An 18003-nucleotide genomic window follows, 5' to 3' on the forward strand; every position below is an offset into this window, starting at 1 on the left:
CGTATCCCCCTATTCTTAGTTGGGGGATTATACTACCCGTTTAATGTGGGGTAAACAAGCTAATTATGAAATAGTTACGTGAATGTGTCAATTTTTCGGACGAAATAGGGCTTGAAAATCTTCTTCTGATAACCCTTTCATTAAGTCAGGAGACTTTATGGCTTCAATAGTTTGGAAGCTCATAAAATCTTGCACCTTTGCCGAAAGGATGTCTTGGGCAAGCTGATAAATGCGGACGTCTGCAGGATCTACTTTTCGCCATTTTTTTTGCACACAAAAGGTCCATACTGCTTCTGGATTTACTTTATCGATTCCGAGTAACTGAAATTCCTCTGCTTTGCTCTTCAATGCTGGGTATAATACTGCTTCATACGATTTCCAAACTTTTGTCGTTTCCATGTCTTTCCCCCATTTTGTCATGGTTTGTCCTACACTCTCATACGCATTATTGTAGCGAATTCCATGAACTTTGAGAAGGCGGGGAACGAAATGTCGAAGTTTATACAAGGCGCCCTCATTTTATTACTAGCTGGATTTGTCACACGAATCCTCGGTTTTATTAACCGAATTGTCATTGCACGGGTGCTCGGAGATGAAGGGGTCGGGCTCTATATGATGGCGTTTCCGACGTTTGTCCTCGTTGTGACAGTGACCCAGCTCGGGTTGCCTGTAGCCATCTCAAAAAGTGTAGCCGAAGCAGAGGCAATCGGAGATCGAAAAAAAGTTAAGAAAATATTAGTCGTTTCACTCGCCACAACAATCAGCCTGTCGTTAGTATTTACACCGGCTTTAATTTTACTTGCGCCCATATTGGCTGATGTGTTATTTACAGACCCACGTACAGTTTGGCCACTACTCGCAGTGGCACCTGTTATTCCAATCATTGCCGTGTCTTCTGTAATTCGTGGTTACTTCCAAGGTAAGCAACAAATGAAGCCAGCAGCCCTTAGCCAGTTATTAGAACAGTTTGTTCGTATCTGTCTCATTGCACTGCTCACACAAGCATTTCTTCCCTATGGAGTGGAATACGCAGCAGCTGCAGCTATGGTGGCGACAGTACTCGGGGAGCTTGTTTCTCTAGGATACTTACTCACGATGTTCAAATTAAAAAAGCGATTCCGCGTACGCAAAAAATTTATGCACTCTATTCGATCTGGGAAAAAGACATTCAGTGAACTAATGCGGGTGGCACTTCCTACAACAGGAGGACGAATGGTTGGCAGTTTATCATGGTTTTTCGAGCCTATTGTGGTGGCGAATAGCTTGGCCATAGCTGGAGTTACAGCGACGATGGCGACGAAGCAGTATGGCGAACTCACTGGCTATGCGATGCCATTGCTCATGCTTCCGTCATTCATTACACACGCGCTATCTACCTCCCTAGTTCCAGCCATATCAGAGGCGTATGCACTTAAACAGTACAAGCTCGTGGAACTACGTATGCAACAATCCATCCGCTTTTCTCTTGTCTCTGGGGGAATTGCTGTCGTCATTATGATGGTGTTGGCTGGTCCGCTCGTCCAAGAAATGTATAACTCGCAAAAAGGAGCCGTGTTTATCCAAGTCATGGCCCCGTTTTTTCTTCTTTATTTTTTCCAAGGGCCATTAACGGCTGTATTACAAGCGCTGGATTTAGCCAGGGCGGCCATGATTAACAGTATGATTGGAGCTTTCGTGAAACTGACAGTTATTACCCTCCTAGCCAGTCAGCCTACGTTTGGTATTATGGGCGCTGCACTCGGAATAGTCGTTGGCTTTGTACTCGTTACGTTTCTTCACTTTTTCACTGTGCTTAAGCATATTCAATTCACTCTACATTTGCGAGATTTTGTAAAAACAATTGTGACGATGGCATTAGTTGGTTGGTTGGGCAAGCAAACATTTACCCAACTTTATCCACTGCTTGGTAATGCAGGCACATTGTTCATTACGATTATCGTCATGTTTGTCGTCTACATCACGATCATTTTACGACTTAAATTAATTCGTCATGAGGAATTAGCTAAGTTTCCAGTAATCGGAAAATGGTTTACCGTAGGTTGAATTTGATTGGTAAAAAAGTAGCGTAGCATTCTGTAAGCTACGCTACTCTATATGTCTTTGGTGTCTACAATAAATTCACCGTTTTGAAATGAACAAAACGAAATGGTTGATGTGTTCGAATAACCTCTCTCACTTAGCTCGCGTTGTAACCACTCTTCACTTTTCCCAATCTTTTTTACGTTATTTTTCTGAATAATTCCGTCGAGAATCAATGGCATTATGAGAAAATCAGGTTGCCTTTTTTTCCCTTTTTCCTTTTCGTACACAGTTAGTTTACCAGATGTCTCTAGAATGGCAAATTCTACATCCCCGACACTTTTTACGTTTTGTTCTCGCAATTGAAGGAGTAAATCATCAAAGTTGTATCTCTGCTTTCGCATTTCTTTCTCGTCGATATTGCCTTTGTAGATTAACACACTCGGACGACCGTCCACGAATTGACGAAATTTCTGGCTTTTCAAAGATACAATTGCAAACAAAACTTGAATAATCATTAGCGTTACCATTGGGACGAGTTGTCTAGAAAAGTTCACGCTTGTATCCTCAATCGCAACAGAGGCTAACTCCGCGATCATAATAAACACGACGAGGTCCAATACGCTTAATTCCCCTATTTCTCTTTTTCCCATAAACCGAAAAATCAACAGGAGGACAACATAAAAGAAGAACGTGCGGATGATTGTCAGCAGAATATCTTCCACCATAGTTCCCTCCTTAAACACATTCCTGTGCATAGTTTGTAACAGGCAGGAAAAGTTATGCTCTTTTTTAAGTTTTTCTCTTCTATTATTGGAACCTGTTCATATGCTTGTACTAGGCAACTACTGTGCTGTAAAAGAGGAGGGGAACTTTATGGAAACTAGACGAAGTAGTGTGGCCGTTTTGTTCGGGGTCAGTACCATCTTCGCCTTTGCCGTGTTCAGCAGCTTATTATTCTCCCTAGTTCTGGCCTTTACCAACTTAGATGAGCAAGCCATTTCGTACGTAGTAACAGGTACGACGTTTTTTGCCATGTTTGTTGGGGGGTTTCTTGCGGGTGGAAAAAGCAAACAAAAGGGATTACTCGTCGGAGGAATTACTGGATTCATCTTTTCTACCTTTGTGTTCGCATTTCAATTTCTTGGGTTGGAGGGCATGTTTACTGTGCAGCAGCTCATCTACCACGTTTGCTTTATCATCACAGCGATGATGGGTGGCGTGCTTGGTGTAAATATGAGTAGTCAATCGGACTAACTGCGACACAACACCTTTAAAAAAGACGACTTTCATCGTGAAAGTCGTCTTGTTGCTTATGATTCGGCTAAACCGCCTTTACCCTTTTCAACCACGTCGCGAATCGCGGCACGGTCGTATGTAAGTCGACTCCCATCGCCACACTTAATCACAATTTTGCCTTCATCCAATGCATCCACTGTCCCGTGGAGACCGCCAATGGTAACAATTTTATCGCCCTTTTGAAGGTCGCCTTGCATTTGTTGCACATTACGTTGACGCTTTTGTTGTGGACGAATCAATAGGAAATAAAACAACACGAACATTAAAAGTAGTGGTGCTAACGTTGTAAGGATATCCATTGATTAATCCCTCCTTTCTCCCTTAGAAATTTTTCGCATTCGGGCGATTGAAGCCGTATTCTTCAAAAAATGCTTCTCGGAAATCTCCGAGAGAATCCGTTTGAATCGCATCTCGAACCTGCTTCATTAAGTTTAGCAGAAAAGACAAGTTATGATAAGTCGTAAGTCTAATTCCGAACGTCTCACTTGTTTTAATGAGATGGCGAATATATGCACGCGAATAATTTTTACACGTATAACACGAACATTTTTCATCAAGTGGACGGAAGTCACGCTCAAATTGCTTATTTTTGATTACAAGACGCCCTTGTGACGTCATACATGTACCGTTTCTTGCGATTCGTGTCGGTAAGACGCAGTCGAACATGTCGATCCCACGAATGGCCCCGTCAATCAGTGAGTCTGGGCTGCCTACTCCCATTAAATAGCGAGGTTTGTCACCAGGCAAATGGGGGGTTGTGAACTCTAACACACGGTTCATGACGTCCTTTGGCTCTCCTACAGATAATCCCCCAATTGCATAGCCAGGAAAATCCATGGAAGTTAAGTCACGCGCGCTCTGTTTTCGTAAAACTTCAAATTCGCCACCTTGGACAATGCCAAACAGGCCTTGGTCATGAGGTCGTTCGTGTGCCTGTAAGCAACGTTCTGCCCAACGAGAAGTTCGTTCTACAGATTTTTTCATGTACTCATAAGTAGCAGGATATGGTGGGCATTCATCAAACGCCATCATAATGTCAGGACCGAGGGCATTTTGAATTTTCATTGATTTTTCTGGTGAAAGGAACAGCTTGTCCCCATTCAAATGGTTACGAAAGTGAACGCCCTCTTCCTCTATTTTCCGAAATTCACTCAAGCTAAACACTTGAAATCCACCAGAGTCTGTTAAAATTGCCTGATCCCAATTCATAAATTTATGCAGTCCGCCTGCTTCTTGCACAATATCCTCCCCAGGACGCAACCACAGATGGTATGTGTTACTTAAAATCACACCCGCTCCCATCTCCTTTAAATCTTCAGGGGACATCGTTTTGACTGTCGCGAGTGTTCCAACAGGCATAAACATCGGCGTGTCAAAGGTACCGTGTGGTGTGTGTAACTTCCCAAGACGTGCTCCTGTTTGCTTACACGTTTTAATATGCTCATATGTTATCGGTTGTGTCATAGGTTGTCTTTCTTCCCTTCTACTATAAGCATCGCGTCACCAAAGCTAAAAAAGCGATAACGCTCTCTTACAGCCTCTTCATAGGCACTCAAAATGTGTTCTCTATTCGAAAAGGCACTGATCAACATGAGGAGCGTCGACTTTGGCAAATGGAAGTTAGTGAGCAAACCGTCGATTGCCCGAAACTCGTATCCCGGGTATAAAAATATATCCGTCCATCCCGATGATTCTGTAAACGTCCCATGGTCGCGGACAATCGTTTCTAACGTACGTGTTGAAGTTGTTCCGACGGATATGATACGCCCACCCTTTTCACGTACAGTACGCAACAATTTGGCCGTTTGTGCGCTCATGTGGTAAAACTCACTATGCATTTTATGGTTCTCAATCGTTTCCACTTGGACAGGTCGAAAAGTACCTAGTCCAACATGTAACGTGATAAATGCGATATGAACACCTTTTTTTTGAATTTCTTCTAGGAGTTCTTTTGTAAAATGTAAGCCCGCAGTAGGTGCAGCCGCAGAGCCTTTTACTTTAGCGAAAACGGTTTGATATCGGTCTTTATCGTCGAGCTGTTCTGTAATGTAAGGAGGTAACGGCATGTCCCCAAGCTCCTCCAACAACTCATAAAATACGCCTTCATAAGAAAATTCCACCTTACGACCGCCAAACTCTGTTGACCCTACTACTGTCGCTGTTAGCTTTCCTTCCCCGAAGGTAAGTACAGTGCCTTCTTTTAAGCGCTTTGCAGGTTTAGCAAGCGTCTCCCACGTGGAATTACCTAAGTCTTTCAATAGGAGCAATTCCACCTTAGCACCCGTATCTTCCTTTGTACCATACAATCTTGCAGGTAGCACCTTCGTATCGTTCAACACGAGACAATCTCCCGCTTGAAGTTCATTGACAATACTTGAAAATTGCTTATGCTGAATTTCTCCCGTTATACGATCCATCACAAGCAGTCGACTTTCCGTACGATTTTCAAGAGGAGTTTGTGCGATTAATTCTTCTGGCAACTTAAAATCAAAATCTTCTACACGCAACGAACATTCACCCATTTCTATTTCAATCGACCAAAAATAAAAAACAACAAACTTAGCACAACACTAGCAACAATAGACGTCACAATCGGAAAATAGACGGTTGTATTCCCTCTTTTCCAAACAATATCTCCAGGTAATTTACCGATTGGGAGCACTTGCATGATAAGACCGATAAGAAATACAAGACCACCTATAATCATCAGTAGTTTTCCAATCGGTGGCATTACTCCGGTACCTCCAAATTCAAATGGCTATAGGCAGCATAAGTGACTTGCCGACCACGAGGGGTCCGCTCTAAAAAACCAATTTGCATTAAGTACGGCTCATACACTTCTTCTAATGTGGAAGGTTCTTCTCCAATGGAAGCAGCCAACGTTTCTAATCCAACTGGACCACCACGATACATACCGATCATCGTTTCTAATACTTTGTGATCAATTGCGTCCAATCCTTTTGCATCCACTTGCAATAGCTCTAGTGCTTCTTTGGCGATTGACAGCGTAATCTGCCCGTCTCCACGCACTTGAGCAAAGTCACGAACACGTCGCAACAGTCGATTGGCAATGCGGGGTGTTCCACGCGATCGCTTCGCCATTTCATCTGCGGCATCGTCATCCAGATTTGCTTCGAGAATACTCGCCGATCGCTGAAGAATTTGAATCAAGTCTTCTTCCTGATAGTATTCCAAACGACTGAGCACGCCAAACCGGTCGCGAAGCGGGGCAGACAAAGCACCAGCCCGCGTGGTCGCCCCTACTAAAGTAAACGGTGGTAAATCTAAGCGTACAGACCGAGCACTCTCGCCTTTTCCAATCATAATATCTAAGCAAAAATCCTCCATCGCACTGTATAGTACTTCCTCTACTACCCGCGGAAGACGATGAATTTCATCAATAAAAAGAACATCGCCGGGTTGTAACCCAGTAAGTATAGCAGCTAAATCTCCTGCTCTTTCAATAGCTGGACCTGCTGTTGTCCGTAATTCACCATTCATTTCAGAGGAGATAATGGCCGCTAGCGTCGTTTTCCCTAAACCAGGCGGTCCATGGAGCAGGACGTGATCAAGCGTTTCCTGTCGTAATCTGGCTGCTTCAATAAACACTTGTAAGTTTTGTTTTACTTTGTGCTGGCCTATGTATTGCGCAAAAGATTGGGGGCGAACAGACCCTTCCACTGATACTTCTTCCTCGAACACCTCATCGGTAACTAGTCGTTCTTCCACAGCCGTCCCTCCTTACTTTTTAAACGGATTGAACACGCACTTTAAGCCTTTAATACAAGTTCTTGTAACGCCCGTTTAATGTATTCATCTGTGGTCATCAACTCATGCTTACGTAGCAACGTTTCTGCACGTTTTACTTCGCGTTTGGAGTACCCTAAAGCCTCTAAAGCTAAAATAGCCTCCTCCAATGCTTGTTCTTCTGAGGTGTCCTCAACTTGTTGAAAGAATCCCTTTTGAATCTTCTCATCAAATGAAGGACATTTACCTTTCAAATCCAAAATAATTTGCCGAGCCGTTTTTTTACCAATACCAGGGAATTTTGTTAAAAATGTATCATCTTCATCTTCTATAGCTTGAACGATACGCGCAGGCTTTCCTGTGGCTAAAATGGCAAGCGCCCCTTTAGGGCCAATGCCTGAAACGTTGAGTAGTGACCGAAACATGTCTTTTTCTTCGATTGTTTGAAAGCCATATAGTAAAAAGGCATCTTCCCGAACGTATAATGAAGTATGGATTTTTACTATTTGTCCAACTGTATATGCATACGGATTTGGTGTGAAAAGCTCATAACCAAGCGCACCGACAGACACGACGATCCCATCTGGTCGAACTAACGTGATTTCTCCCTCAATATGTGCGAACACACTCGCTCTCTCCCTCATTACATTATTCTCTTTTAGTCTATCCTTCATTGTAGCAAAACGAGGGCTTTCACGTAAGTATCCTTGACGCAAAAAAGGGCTTCCGTTTGGAGAACCCATTTTACTTCTATTGTGCCATATCTATGCGTGAATACGGTTTAAACGTTTCCAACACTTCTTCGTATTGCTGCTTTGTCCGAATTCGAATGCCTTGTTGTAGCTGCTTTTGTTTGACACTTTCCAGCTTATACAAATCTAGTTGATAGAATGACTGAATCACTTCGTCTTCAACAGGTTTGCCATTAAAAATCGATAAAGTGCCTTCCTTTGTTACACCGAAATAACCGTTTGCTTTTAGTAATGGCGATATGTCATTGACGCGTTTTTGGAAAACAATATGACCTTGATCCATCTCTTGCAAGTTCCACCCACTATATTTCGACCAAAAGTCTTCCATCGCCAGTATCTCTTCCTCAATTGATTCTTCGCTAGTTTCTCCATCGAAATACACTCTTCGAAGTACTACTTCTAGCCTAATAGGGGACGAGGGAACGATCACTTCTGCCAATGTCTCTTGAGATTTCGATTCCTTTTCTTCAGCTTCAACTGGCTTTTCCTCTTCTGCTGATACATACACTAAAGCAAACGCACCCACTACAAGCAGAACCATGAGTACGATACGAATGCGCATGGTCATGAGTATCACCTCAAATTTTTCGTGATACCCCTATTGTGACCAATCATCACAAAATTATCCAGAAACCTTTTCGATGACATAATCTAGGTGTGATTCACTGATTCGCTTTCCTTATCCTGGGATAGATAAAAAAAGCAAAACAGCCCATCTTGCACTGTTTTGCCTTACTGACGTTAATCATTATCGTTACCTAGAGAACGAAGAAGTTCCTGAATATCTTCTTCAAATGTTTGGCGTGATTCCCCGTGACGAAGGGAGTTGTCCACGTTACGCAATCGACTGAACGTTCCTTTGTTAGCAACGACAGTAACCTCTTGGTTCTTTGCGTATGGTTCGATTGCGCGTTCAATATCCTGTAACGTTTTTTTCTTATCTCGTTCGTTTTTTAATACGACTGCCACCACAATATCTCTGTCATAAATAACAGAGCGGACATCCGTTACGTTGTCCATATTGCCCACTATTTCACTGATTGACTCGGAAAGATTTCCTTCGTACGTGTTGTAATAGGAGCTTCTTGGTCTTGACGTTTGATCATCCAGATGGCCGTGGTAGTTGGCATCCCCTGTGGAATACTGGCCGTCTTTTAGAAAAAGGCTATCGTAATTGCTGAGCGGTTGTGTACCATTCGGTGGGTTCCCGTTTTCGTCACGAATTTGTAATGTTTGCCTACGGGTTCTTCGGTAATCTTGTCCTTCTTCTCCGACTGTATGGTCATAGAGCTCTTTCATTGGTCCGTCATTTTCGCTTTCACGAAACGTTCCATCAAACTCGTTCGTGTAATAACCAATTGGGTTGCCTTCGTTTGTGTAGCGGTTCGTGTTCTCCGCTTCATCATTGGATGAACATCCCGCCACCACGCTAGTCAAAAGCAAACCCGTCACTCCGACCTTGACCCATTGTTTCTCCAAAGGAAAAACCCCCTGTCTAAGGAGTGGTCACACGGCTTTCGTGCTACCGTGTACACCTAGCATGTGAACAGACAGCGGGTTTCATCCTGTCAGTATCGACCAAAAATCAATTCGGCGGAGAAAAAGCTAATTGGCGCTTGTGGGCAGTTCGTTCGTGCATTCTGTCGATTATTTCTTTATCCTTTTGAGGAATATCCATCCCCTGTAAGTACTTGTCAATATTTTCATACGTAGTGCCCATCTCATTTTCGTCTGTTTGACCTTCCCACAGACCAGCACTTGGAGCTTTATTAATGATGGCGTCGGGAACGCTTAATGCTTGGGCCATTTCACGAACCTCACCTTTTGTTAAGTTCACGAGCGGCACGAGGTCAACACCACCGTCTCCAAATTTCGTGAAGTAACCGGTGTGCCATTCCGCTGCGTTATCGGTTCCGACGACAAGATAGTTTTGATTTTGCGCAATGCTGTATAGCGTAGTCATGCGCAGACGCGCTTTCGTGTTAGCATCGGATAGTTTCGCTTGCTCTTCGTTATAGCGTCCTGACGTTTTAAGAGCCATCTCTACGGGTGTTACGAGCTCTGTGTGTGCGTTAGATAAATCAACAAGAACAGAATCAATTCCACAAGCATCAATGACGTTTCTTGCATCCTTTTGGTCATTTGGGTTGCTTTTACACGGCATAATGACGCCCAGTGAGTTATTCGGATAAGCTCGTTTAATTAAATTAGCCACGACAGCAGAATCAATCCCTCCACTTACACCAACAAGAGCCCCCTTTGCCCCAGCATCTTCTACTCGTTCTTGAATCCATTTTGTCAAGTTTTCAACAGTTTGTTGCATATTATTACTTCCTTTCGCTTCACGTTATTCATGATTCTACCATATTCCGTATTTTTTCGATAAAATTCATTCTACGTGAAAGCTGATGAAAGGTCGTACGTTCCACATAACTCATCCATTCTTTATGTGAGAACAAGTTTTCTCTGATCGTTCTGTTCCATTCTCGATAAATATCGGACGGAAACGCCAAACCATACAAAAAATGGGCGTTTATCTGGAACGCATGATCAGCGCACAAAAGATCAGATGACCAGTGAATATATGGTAAAATGCGATTAGCAAATTGCACCTCATCATACCAAGCAGGTCCATACGCCACGAGGTCAAAATCAATCATGTATAGGTTACCGTTTAAGTGGCGAATAAAATTATGGGCTGCTACGTCTCCGTGTAGAATGGTGTGGGTATCCTTTGTTTGTTCACTGTTCATTCCATCCAGTGCCCATTGTCCCCATTGATGCAATTTTTGCAAAGTAGTTTTCGGAATATAAGTACTTAACACGGAATGAGCATCTTCAAAATCAGCAAAGCGTTTATGCCATTTCATAAGTAATGACGGACGTGTAAGCATCCCCGGAGCTGCTTCTTGAATAGATTGTCCTAGCTCATGGACGGAACGTAATAGGTGATGAGCATCCTTTCGATCTTTTTGCAAAGTATAGGTGATCGATTCACCTTTCTTTACATTCGCATGAGGAATGTATTCTAAAAGTGCGATGGAACCCTTCCCATCGAAGAAAAGCTCATCAGGCTCAGATATCATTTGATTCGTGCCTGACAATCCCTTTTCCAACAATGCATTAGTGACCCATCGTTGCTTCATATAATCTTCCTGTGTAGAAAATCGCTTTGCAATCCACTTGTTTCCGTGTTTACCTGTAACCTCCCAAACATGACTCCGAATGGGCTTTACAGAAAGAAGTTGTTTACCGAGTACTGCTTGAAAAAAAGAAAGGAGACGTGTTGTAACATCGTCTCCTCGCAAAGGTGTGTTCCTCACAGAATTCACCCTTTTTTTCCGTAATAATTATTTCCATAGACATCTCCATTTGGATAGTGTGGGGATGAAGGGTAGCCTCCTTGTGTACCTAAACCGTTTGGCCCTGGTCCATAAGGAACTCCATATGGGCCACCACATCCACAGTCTTGCCCTGGTGCTGGATATGGTTGTGCTGGATATGGTTGTGCTGGCATTGCAGTTCCTGGTCCCATTGATGAGTACGGATAAGCCCCGTTTGGAGAATCTTCTCCGTAAACCCCTTGAACTTCCCCTGATGGATAACCTGGTCCTCCATACGCTGGTCCTGGACTACCGAATCCTGGGCCGTATCCTGGTGTTGGACCAAATTCCGGGCCGTACCCTGGTGCTGGACCGAATTCTGGGCCGTATCCCCCTGGTGCTGGACCGAATTCTGGGCCGTACCCCGGTGCTGGACCGAATTCTGGGCCGTATCCCCCTGGTGCTGGACCGTATTCTGGGCCGTATCCCCCTGGTGTTGGACCGAATTCTGGGCCGTATCCCCCTGGTGCTGGACCGTATTCTGGGCCGTACCCCGGTGCTGGACCGTACCCCAGTGCTGGACCGTATTCTGGACCGTAACCTGGTGCTGGACCGTATTCTGGGCTATATCCTGGTCCTGAACCGTATCCTGGGCCGTATCCAGGCTGCATTTGATCATATGCGCCCTGTACTTGCCCCATGTGTGGATAATGGTTCGTCAATGGGAAAGAGGAAGAAGAAGACTCATCGTAAACCCCCCCTGCAAATCCTGGTTGCGTCATCTGTCCGTAAGGGATTTCATGGTAACTTCCTTGCACTCCATGGTGGTGCATCCCATGATGAGGTGGGTAACCCGTTTGTATGCCGCCGACTCCTGGTGGCATTGGTACTGGTACCATTCCTGGTGGACACAGTGGCATCATCGGTTGCATCACTCCTTCTATCGATTCAGATGATTCTTCTATAACTTCCGGCTTTGGCTTTGGTGGCATTTTTGGCATTTCTTTTTTCGTTGTGGACACGTTAGCCATGTTCATCATATAGTAGTTATTAATATCAATCTCTGGGGAAATTTGCATTGGCATTTTTGGTGATTTCATCGGCATTTCCTTTGGTTTTTTCTGCATAGGCATCTCTTTCATTGGCATAGGCATCTCTTTCATTGGCATGGGCATCTCTTTTTTTGCGCCGAAATTCACTTTTGCAGACTCTTTTTTAACCGAACCGCCATTGTCAGGCACTTTTATTTTCATGCCGGGCATAATCATGTCTGGATTAGACAACTGGGCATTCATTTTCTTTACCTCTTCAAAATTCACGCCATACTTTTTAGCGATCTTCCAAAGAGTGTCCCCTTTTTGGACAATGTGAATCTTCACTTCGTTTCCCTCCTCATCTAGCTGTAGACGCTAAGGAACCCGCTCACTGATTAAGATTATGACAGGTGTTTGCAATATATGTTTGGTTGCTGTTCATGCCATCTTCTTGAAGTGAGGCGCTTCCCAAGGGCGTGCGCCTTCCGCCTTTCGTACTGATCCATATCCTACTAATTGTATGTGCAAATTTGTGCATAGGCACACACTACTTTCTCTTGAAGAGCTTTTCATGATAACTTATGATGTAAGGAAGTTGTCTTGTTCCTAAAGTTTTCAAAACGTGTGGGAATTAGGCGACCGTCCCACCTGAGAGAGAGGATATCCATGGAGAAAATTACCGGAGATCAACGTCGTGAACAATTGTTACAATGGCTACGGGCATCTTCTGCGCCTATAACAGGGACTGAACTGGCAGAGCGTGCTGGTGTGAGCAGACAAGTTATTGTGGGGGATATGACACTGTTAAAAGCAAAGAATACACCGATTGTGGCAACAAGTCGTGGCTACATGTACTTACAAGAAGTTGCATCAGCACGATACATCCGCCAAGTCGCTTGCCGACACACCCCTGAACGAACAGAGGAAGAGTTGTACTTACTAGTTGACCATGGAGTGACTGTAATAGATGTAAAGGTCGAACACGAGGTATATGGAGAATTAACAGCTTCTCTTCATTTACGAAGTCGTAAAGATGTCGAAGCATTTTTGCAATCTATTCAATCCGCTAGTCTGCTTAGTGAACTCACAGACGGTTATCATGTACATACTTTACAAGCACCGACAGAGGATGTTGTGGAAAAAGCCATTCTTGCTTTAGAAAAACATGGTTTTTTAGCAAATTAAAAAGATGCCCTTATTGTAAAAAGGGCATCTTCCCCCAATTTATCCACGCACCCAAACTACGCGCACACGATATTGTTTTTCACCTTATACACAGGGTAGCTACCAAGTAACTTTACGGTGCACCCAAGTGACTCCATCTCCTGAATAGCTCCCGGTAACAAGACATCGTCCATCGGTTTCGTTACGTCCATTAGAAATACGTAAGACCCGAGTCCTGTTTTTGTAGGACGAGATTCGATTTTGCTCAGTCCTAAGTTTCGCCACGCAAAACATGACAAGGCTTTATGAAGGGCTCCCGGTTCGTTTGTTGGCAACCAAACAAGCAGTGTCGTTTTCTCGCCATCTGCCTTTTGCTGTAATGCCAGCTCTTCATTTGTTAGCAAAATAAATCGTGTCTCATTGCTTGTATAGTCCTGTACATCCTGTTTGACAATAGTCAACCCGTACTGAGCGGCAGCGAGTTGGTTCGCGATGGCTCCGTAACAACGATTCGGATGTTCTTTCACGATCTTTGCCGCCGCTGCAGTCGACGTTGTTTCTATTTTTACGGCCCCTGTTAGTTGCGAATACAATAAAGAACGACACTGATGGATGGCATGGGGGTGAGAGAATACTTTCGTCACTTCTTGCCAATTTCCTATTTGAAGAGGGTGCACCATCAGTTGCTGACGAATCGGAAGCACTATTTCCGTTCGAATAGGTGGAAGTTCTTCATGGATTAAGGCGTCCATCGTCATACTAACAGATCCTTCTAAAGCGTTCTCTAGCGGCAGTAAACAGGCATCTGTGCGGCCACTTTGAATCCACTGGACCCCCTCAGGGATCGTTTGAAAAGGCTCCAAAGTTTCATCTGGAAAGAGCCTCGTGACAGCCTCGTGTGTAAAAGTTGCTTCCGGTCCTAAAAACCCTACGCGCATGTTCTAATGCCTCCTGACGTGCTATACTCCAGACCCTACAACGTCTACTTGTTCAACAAACGGGTAGCGTTCTAGTGCAGCTAACAATTCTTCAAGTGAAGAACTCATCATCGTCGTTTCCAACGATAAGGTCACATTCGCTCGCCCTGATAAAGGAAGTGTTTGGTGAATGGTCATGACGTTTCCACCTGCATGTGCCACCGTATCTAGTAGCTTGGATAAACTTCCGCGCTCATCCTCTAACTGAAAGAACAAAGTAACGTAGTGGGCTTTCATCATTTGACGGAAAGGCAAAACAGCGTGTCTGTACTTGTAAAAAGCACTCCGACTCATGTCCACTGTATCAACAGCCTCTTGCACTGAAGAAACTTTCCCGCGTTCCAAAAGTGATTTCGCCTGCAATACTTTTTTCATTCCATCTGGCAAAATGTCTTCCCGTACCAACACGAACGGAATGGCACCTTTTTGTTTCATGACTTGTTTCCCCCGTTAGTCAAGAAATTCAAATTCATACTCTAATAGACGAACGATATCGCCATTTTTAGCACCGCGCTCGCGTAATGCATCGTCAACACCCATGCCGCGCAATTGACGACTAAAGCGTCGCACAGATTCCTCTCGGCTAAATTCTGTCATCCTGAACAAACGCTCAAGCTTATCCCCTGATACAACAAACGTTCCATCTGGATCACGCGTAATGACAAAGGGTAATTCGTCTGCTTCGTGCTTGTATACAACACGCGCGCCATCTTCTTCAATAACGGTTTCTCCTATTTCAGGAGCGCGATCGAGGATATCTGCAATTTTATAGAGAACCTCCTGTACACCTTCTCTGGTAATGGCAGAAAGTGGAACAATCTCAATATCTTCTTTTACTTGCTTACAAAATTCCTCAAAGTGGTCTTGTGCTTCTGGCATATCCATTTTGTTGGCCAAAATGAGCTGTGGACGGGACAGTAGTGTATCATCGTAAGAGCCTAATTCAGAACGAATCGTTTCGTAATCTGTATACGGGTCACGCCCCTCTACTGCAGCCATGTCTACGATGTGTACAATGACTCGTGTACGTTCTACGTGACGTAAAAACTGATGACCTAGCCCTACTCCTTCGTGTGCGCCTTCGATTAACCCAGGTAAATCGGCAAGCACGAAGCTTCGTCCGTCTCCTGTTTCAACGACCCCTAAATTCGGGACAAGCGTTGTAAACGGATAATCTGCAATTTTTGGTCGAGCGCTTGACACTACGGAAAGAAACGTAGACTTTCCGACACTTGGAAATCCAACGAGTCCTACATCAGCCAGTAGCTTTAACTCTAAATTCACATAGCGTTCTACACCAGGCTCTCCATTTTCAGATAGCTCCGGGGCTGGATTACGTGGCGTGGCAAAGCGGATGTTGCCTCTTCCACCGCGACCGCCTCTTGCAATAATTGCTTGCTGTCCATGCGTTGTTAAATCGGCAAGGACTTGTCCTGTATCATCATCCGTCACAATAGTACCTGGTGGAACTTTTACGACCATGTCGTCTGAATTACGACCATGCATCCCTTTTGACATACCATGTTCACCACGAGTCGCCTTAAAGTGCTTTTTATAGCGAAAATCCATTAACGTACGTAATCCTTCGTCTACTTCGAAGACAACGTCTGCACCATTTCCACCATCACCGCCAGCGGGTCCACCTTTTGGAACATATTTTTCTCGACGAAATGCGACCATACCATTGCCTCCGTCGCCACCTTTGACAAAGATCTTTACTTGATCAACAAACATTTCTTCCACCTCCTTATGTTTTTTAAATTGTTCTCGAAATAGAGAAAGAAAATGTCCATTCTTCTTGTGTTTCGTGTTGAACTTTAGTAAATGCCGAACAATCGGTGTGAACCAGTTTCTCGAACGTTGCATCGTCCGCAAACTTACCTCTTAAATCAAATAAAAACTGAATCTGTTCTTCGTCTGTAAGGTCAATCGTAACACTAAGATGGTTCTCAACACTCTTGTCCACCGTCTCATCAATTGTTTCAAAAAGTTTTGCAAACCATGCGCTAAGAGCACCATCCACTTGTTCTGGTAGAATGCCCGCTCCCATAATGTCATACTCAATAGTAAACGCATGCTGACTCCATGAAAACGTGAGTAACTTAGCCGCAAATTTCGGGACACCTAGGTTTGAAAGTTGTGTCTCTTGCCTTGCTTCTATCACGATTTCATCGATGATTTCTTTTACACGTTCAGGTCTTTCTAATGCTAGATTTCCTTTTATAAGTTGAAGTTTATTCAGCCAATCGTGTCGAGTGTTTTGCAACACATCAATAAGTTGTCTTTCGTCATTCATACGGGTCGACCTCTCTTTCCGTGCACAGTGCCGCCATTTTCTTCCTCCCAGTATAGCAAACTCCACCAGCTAATGAGAGAAAAAACGAGACCTTTGAAAGGAAAGACATCTCCAGTGAAATTTTCGTCACATAAATGAAGAAAACTCTAACCGAAACCGGTTAGAGTTTTCACGCTCGCAAGATGCAAGTGGAACATGTAGCATGTAGCACAACTATACGTTGCGTCGTTAACATGCCTTCCACCCTACCTCATTCGCAAAAGCTTTCTACGTTACGCTTCTTGCGCTTGTGGGTAGACACTCACTTTTTTGCGGTCACGGCCGTAACGTTCGTAACGAACAACGCCGTCCACTTTTGCAAACAATGTGTCGTCTCCACCGCGACCAACGTTTTCACCTGGGTAAATTTTCGTTCCGCGTTGGCGATACAAAATAGATCCGCCAGAAACAAACTGACCATCAGCACGTTTAGCGCCTAGGCGTTTTGAAATGGAGTCACGTCCGTTTTTTGTCGAACCTACTCCCTTTTTCGATGCGAAAAATTGAAGATCTAGATGTAGCATGTCTTAGTCCACCTCCTATTTGCTTATCTTTATGGATACGTACTTGCCGTAATCCCGTTCTATCGTACGGAGTGAAGAAATGATACTGCGCAGTAGCAATTCGACGTTCGCTTCTTTGTCTACAGGTAAACCCGCGGGAACATCTGCCCGAATGTACCCTGACTCATTTGGACGCTGCTCTACTTGTAACGAAACAGAGAGCAGTTCTTCAACGGCATTAATGCCTCCGAAGATCACCGCTGAAACGCCTGCACAAACTAGGTCTTCACCGTGTTTAGCGAATCCAGCATGTCCCTCAAGAGTAAGACTGTGAATCCGATTATCTCTTTGCTGAACCGTTACAGCAATCATCTCAGGAACCCCCACACATTAGCCGTTGATTTTTTCAATCGTCAATTTCGTGTAAGGTTGACGGTGACCTTGCTTACGACGGTAGTTTTTCTTCGCCTTGTATTTGAAGACAACCAATTTCTTCGCACGGCCTTGTTTCTCGACCTTTGCAGTAACGGTTGCGCCATCAACTACTGGGCTTCCAACTTTTACGTTGTCACCACCGACGAGTAATACTTTGTCAAAAGTAACTGTCTCGCCTGCAGAAGCATCCAATTTTTCAACGAAAATTGTTTGACCTTCTTCGACTTTGACTTGTTTTCCGCCAGTTTCAATAATTGCGTACATGTGTCGCACCTCCTTAGACTAAAGACTCGCCAGTGTGCTAGGTGACACTTTTTAAGGATGAAAGGCTAAATTCGCGACTTCGTGTCGCAACGCCTTTTCTGACCCACATCGTGTGTGCCCAAAGTGTGCTTTTTTTAACCTAGTCCTGAGC

General features: G+C 44.1%; 23 protein-coding genes and 1 other annotated feature (1 of these 24 running past the window's edge). Of the genes, 3 read left to right on the forward strand and 20 right to left on the reverse strand.

What is annotated here, in order from left to right; all coding sequences use genetic code 11:
* Positions 1-87: 87 nt before the first annotated feature.
* Positions 88-399: a post-transcriptional regulator gene (locus tag HHK01_RS10725; RefSeq protein WP_170007785.1), complete on the reverse strand. Its 312-nt coding sequence runs from the start codon at positions 397-399 to the stop codon at positions 88-90.
* A gap of 90 nt (positions 400-489) precedes the next feature.
* Between HHK01_RS10725 and spoVB the strand changes: the two genes are divergently transcribed.
* Positions 490-2043: a stage V sporulation protein B gene (gene spoVB / locus HHK01_RS10730; RefSeq protein ID WP_170007786.1), complete on the forward strand. Its 1554-nt coding sequence runs from the start codon at positions 490-492 to the stop codon at positions 2041-2043.
* Between the two features lie 47 nt (positions 2044-2090).
* Here spoVB and HHK01_RS10735 read toward each other — a convergent pair whose 3' ends face one another.
* The gene (locus HHK01_RS10735; protein WP_407646959.1) at positions 2091-2744 is read right to left on the reverse strand and encodes a DUF421 domain-containing protein; all 654 of its coding nucleotides are present in this window, start codon (positions 2742-2744) and stop codon (positions 2091-2093) included.
* 151 nt (positions 2745-2895) lie between these two features.
* Between HHK01_RS10735 and HHK01_RS10740 the strand changes: the two genes are divergently transcribed.
* A complete protein-coding gene (locus HHK01_RS10740; RefSeq protein ID WP_170007788.1) occupies positions 2896-3276 on the forward strand; it encodes a TIGR04086 family membrane protein in 381 nt (126 codons plus the stop codon).
* 56 nt (positions 3277-3332) lie between these two features.
* Here the strand turns inward: HHK01_RS10740 and yajC are convergent, their stop codons facing one another.
* The 11 genes from yajC to safA form a co-directional block, all read right to left on the reverse strand.
* On the reverse strand, positions 3333-3617 hold the full coding sequence (gene yajC, locus HHK01_RS10745) for a preprotein translocase subunit YajC (protein ID WP_170007789.1): 285 nt from the start codon (positions 3615-3617) through the stop codon (positions 3333-3335).
* A 22-nt stretch (positions 3618-3639) separates the two neighbouring features.
* Positions 3640-4782, reverse strand: coding sequence for a tRNA guanosine(34) transglycosylase Tgt (gene tgt, locus HHK01_RS10750; RefSeq protein WP_170007790.1), 1143 nt, complete (start codon positions 4780-4782; stop codon positions 3640-3642).
* On the reverse strand, positions 4779-5825 hold the full coding sequence (queA, locus tag HHK01_RS10755; RefSeq protein ID WP_170007791.1) for a tRNA preQ1(34) S-adenosylmethionine ribosyltransferase-isomerase QueA: 1047 nt from the start codon (positions 5823-5825) through the stop codon (positions 4779-4781). The genes tgt and queA overlap by 4 nt, the downstream gene beginning before the upstream one ends.
* Before the next feature lie 17 nt (positions 5826-5842).
* On the reverse strand, positions 5843-6049 hold the full coding sequence (locus HHK01_RS10760; RefSeq protein WP_170007792.1) for a DUF2905 domain-containing protein: 207 nt from the start codon (positions 6047-6049) through the stop codon (positions 5843-5845).
* The gene (gene ruvB, locus HHK01_RS10765) at positions 6049-7047 is read right to left on the reverse strand and encodes a Holliday junction branch migration DNA helicase RuvB (protein ID WP_170007793.1); all 999 of its coding nucleotides are present in this window, start codon (positions 7045-7047) and stop codon (positions 6049-6051) included. The genes HHK01_RS10760 and ruvB overlap by 1 nt, the downstream gene beginning before the upstream one ends.
* Before the next feature lie 41 nt (positions 7048-7088).
* On the reverse strand, positions 7089-7691 hold the full coding sequence (ruvA, locus tag HHK01_RS10770) for a Holliday junction branch migration protein RuvA (RefSeq protein WP_170007794.1): 603 nt from the start codon (positions 7689-7691) through the stop codon (positions 7089-7091).
* Positions 7692-7815: 124 nt separating this feature from the next.
* Positions 7816-8385: a BofC C-terminal domain-containing protein gene (locus tag HHK01_RS10775; protein WP_170007795.1), complete on the reverse strand. Its 570-nt coding sequence runs from the start codon at positions 8383-8385 to the stop codon at positions 7816-7818.
* Between the two features lie 173 nt (positions 8386-8558).
* Positions 8559-9296: a YhcN/YlaJ family sporulation lipoprotein gene (locus tag HHK01_RS10780; RefSeq protein WP_170007796.1), complete on the reverse strand. Its 738-nt coding sequence runs from the start codon at positions 9294-9296 to the stop codon at positions 8559-8561.
* A 106-nt stretch (positions 9297-9402) separates the two neighbouring features.
* On the reverse strand, positions 9403-10140 hold the full coding sequence (nadE, locus tag HHK01_RS10785) for an NAD(+) synthase (protein ID WP_170007797.1): 738 nt from the start codon (positions 10138-10140) through the stop codon (positions 9403-9405).
* A gap of 28 nt (positions 10141-10168) precedes the next feature.
* A complete protein-coding gene (locus HHK01_RS10790) occupies positions 10169-11140 on the reverse strand; it encodes a phosphotransferase (protein WP_170007798.1) in 972 nt (323 codons plus the stop codon).
* Between the two features lie 5 nt (positions 11141-11145).
* Positions 11146-12519: a SafA/ExsA family spore coat assembly protein gene (gene safA, locus HHK01_RS15445; RefSeq protein WP_194241264.1), complete on the reverse strand. Its 1374-nt coding sequence runs from the start codon at positions 12517-12519 to the stop codon at positions 11146-11148.
* 321 nt (positions 12520-12840) lie between these two features.
* On the opposite strand from safA, the gene HHK01_RS10800 reads away from it, so the two are divergent.
* Positions 12841-13359 (forward strand): transcription repressor NadR, encoded by a 519-nt coding sequence (locus HHK01_RS10800; protein WP_170007799.1) that lies wholly within the window; start codon positions 12841-12843, stop codon positions 13357-13359.
* Positions 13360-13415: 56 nt separating this feature from the next.
* Here HHK01_RS10800 and pheA read toward each other — a convergent pair whose 3' ends face one another.
* The 7 genes from pheA to rplU all read right to left on the reverse strand — a co-directional run bounded on the left by pheA (position 13416) and on the right by rplU (position 17852).
* Positions 13416-14276: a prephenate dehydratase gene (gene pheA / locus HHK01_RS10805; protein WP_170007800.1), complete on the reverse strand. Its 861-nt coding sequence runs from the start codon at positions 14274-14276 to the stop codon at positions 13416-13418.
* A 21-nt stretch (positions 14277-14297) separates the two neighbouring features.
* Entirely contained in the window at positions 14298-14750 is a 453-nt protein-coding gene (locus HHK01_RS10810; RefSeq protein ID WP_170007801.1) for an ACT domain-containing protein, read from the reverse strand.
* Positions 14751-14765: 15 nt separating this feature from the next.
* Positions 14766-16049 carry a GTPase ObgE gene (gene obgE / locus HHK01_RS10815; protein WP_170007802.1) on the reverse strand — a complete coding sequence of 428 codons (1284 nt, stop codon included), beginning with the start codon at positions 16047-16049 and terminating at the stop codon, positions 14766-14768.
* Positions 16050-16071: 22 nt separating this feature from the next.
* Entirely contained in the window at positions 16072-16611 is a 540-nt protein-coding gene (locus HHK01_RS10820; protein WP_170007803.1) for a Spo0B C-terminal domain-containing protein, read from the reverse strand.
* Between the two features lie 272 nt (positions 16612-16883).
* Positions 16884-17174 (reverse strand): 50S ribosomal protein L27, encoded by a 291-nt coding sequence (gene rpmA, locus HHK01_RS10825; RefSeq protein WP_170007804.1) that lies wholly within the window; start codon positions 17172-17174, stop codon positions 16884-16886.
* Between the two features lie 15 nt (positions 17175-17189).
* A complete protein-coding gene (locus tag HHK01_RS10830) occupies positions 17190-17525 on the reverse strand; it encodes a ribosomal-processing cysteine protease Prp (protein WP_170007805.1) in 336 nt (111 codons plus the stop codon).
* A gap of 18 nt (positions 17526-17543) precedes the next feature.
* A complete protein-coding gene (rplU, locus tag HHK01_RS10835) occupies positions 17544-17852 on the reverse strand; it encodes a 50S ribosomal protein L21 (RefSeq protein ID WP_170007806.1) in 309 nt (102 codons plus the stop codon).
* An 11-nt stretch (positions 17853-17863) separates the two neighbouring features.
* Positions 17864-18003 (reverse strand) — a sequence feature (ribosomal protein L21 leader region) (it continues 14 nt past the right edge of the window).

Origin of the sequence: Bacillus fonticola (assembly GCF_012955605.1) — a bacterium.
GTDB lineage: Bacteria > Bacillota > Bacilli > Bacillales > JC228 > Bacillus_CG > Bacillus_CG fonticola.

What these genes read in the sequence shown, in the direction of transcription:
- HHK01_RS10725 (WP_170007785.1), bottom strand. Translation starts at nt 399, where the DNA reads ATGGAAACGACAAAAGTTTGGAAATCGTATGAAGCAGTATTATACCCA.
- spoVB (WP_170007786.1), top strand. Translation starts at nt 490, where the DNA reads ATGTCGAAGTTTATACAAGGCGCCCTCATTTTATTACTAGCTGGATTT.
- HHK01_RS10740 (WP_170007788.1), top strand. Translation starts at nt 2,896, where the DNA reads ATGGAAACTAGACGAAGTAGTGTGGCCGTTTTGTTCGGGGTCAGTACC.
- yajC (WP_170007789.1), bottom strand. Translation starts at nt 3,617, where the DNA reads ATGGATATCCTTACAACGTTAGCACCACTACTTTTAATGTTCGTGTTG.
- tgt (WP_170007790.1), bottom strand. Translation starts at nt 4,782, where the DNA reads ATGACACAACCGATAACATATGAGCATATTAAAACGTGTAAGCAAACA.
- HHK01_RS10760 (WP_170007792.1), bottom strand. Translation starts at nt 6,049, where the DNA reads ATGCCACCGATTGGAAAACTACTGATGATTATAGGTGGTCTTGTATTT.
- HHK01_RS10775 (WP_170007795.1), bottom strand. Translation starts at nt 8,385, where the DNA reads ATGACCATGCGCATTCGTATCGTACTCATGGTTCTGCTTGTAGTGGGT.
- nadE (WP_170007797.1), bottom strand. Translation starts at nt 10,140, where the DNA reads ATGCAACAAACTGTTGAAAACTTGACAAAATGGATTCAAGAACGAGTA.
- HHK01_RS10800 (WP_170007799.1), top strand. Translation starts at nt 12,841, where the DNA reads ATGGAGAAAATTACCGGAGATCAACGTCGTGAACAATTGTTACAATGG.
- pheA (WP_170007800.1), bottom strand. Translation starts at nt 14,276, where the DNA reads ATGCGCGTAGGGTTTTTAGGACCGGAAGCAACTTTTACACACGAGGCT.
- HHK01_RS10810 (WP_170007801.1), bottom strand. Translation starts at nt 14,750, where the DNA reads ATGAAACAAAAAGGTGCCATTCCGTTCGTGTTGGTACGGGAAGACATT.
- obgE (WP_170007802.1), bottom strand. Translation starts at nt 16,049, where the DNA reads ATGTTTGTTGATCAAGTAAAGATCTTTGTCAAAGGTGGCGACGGAGGC.
- HHK01_RS10820 (WP_170007803.1), bottom strand. Translation starts at nt 16,611, where the DNA reads ATGAATGACGAAAGACAACTTATTGATGTGTTGCAAAACACTCGACAC.
- rpmA (WP_170007804.1), bottom strand. Translation starts at nt 17,174, where the DNA reads ATGCTACATCTAGATCTTCAATTTTTCGCATCGAAAAAGGGAGTAGGT.
- HHK01_RS10830 (WP_170007805.1), bottom strand. Translation starts at nt 17,525, where the DNA reads ATGATTGCTGTAACGGTTCAGCAAAGAGATAATCGGATTCACAGTCTT.
- rplU (WP_170007806.1), bottom strand. Translation starts at nt 17,852, where the DNA reads ATGTACGCAATTATTGAAACTGGCGGAAAACAAGTCAAAGTCGAAGAA.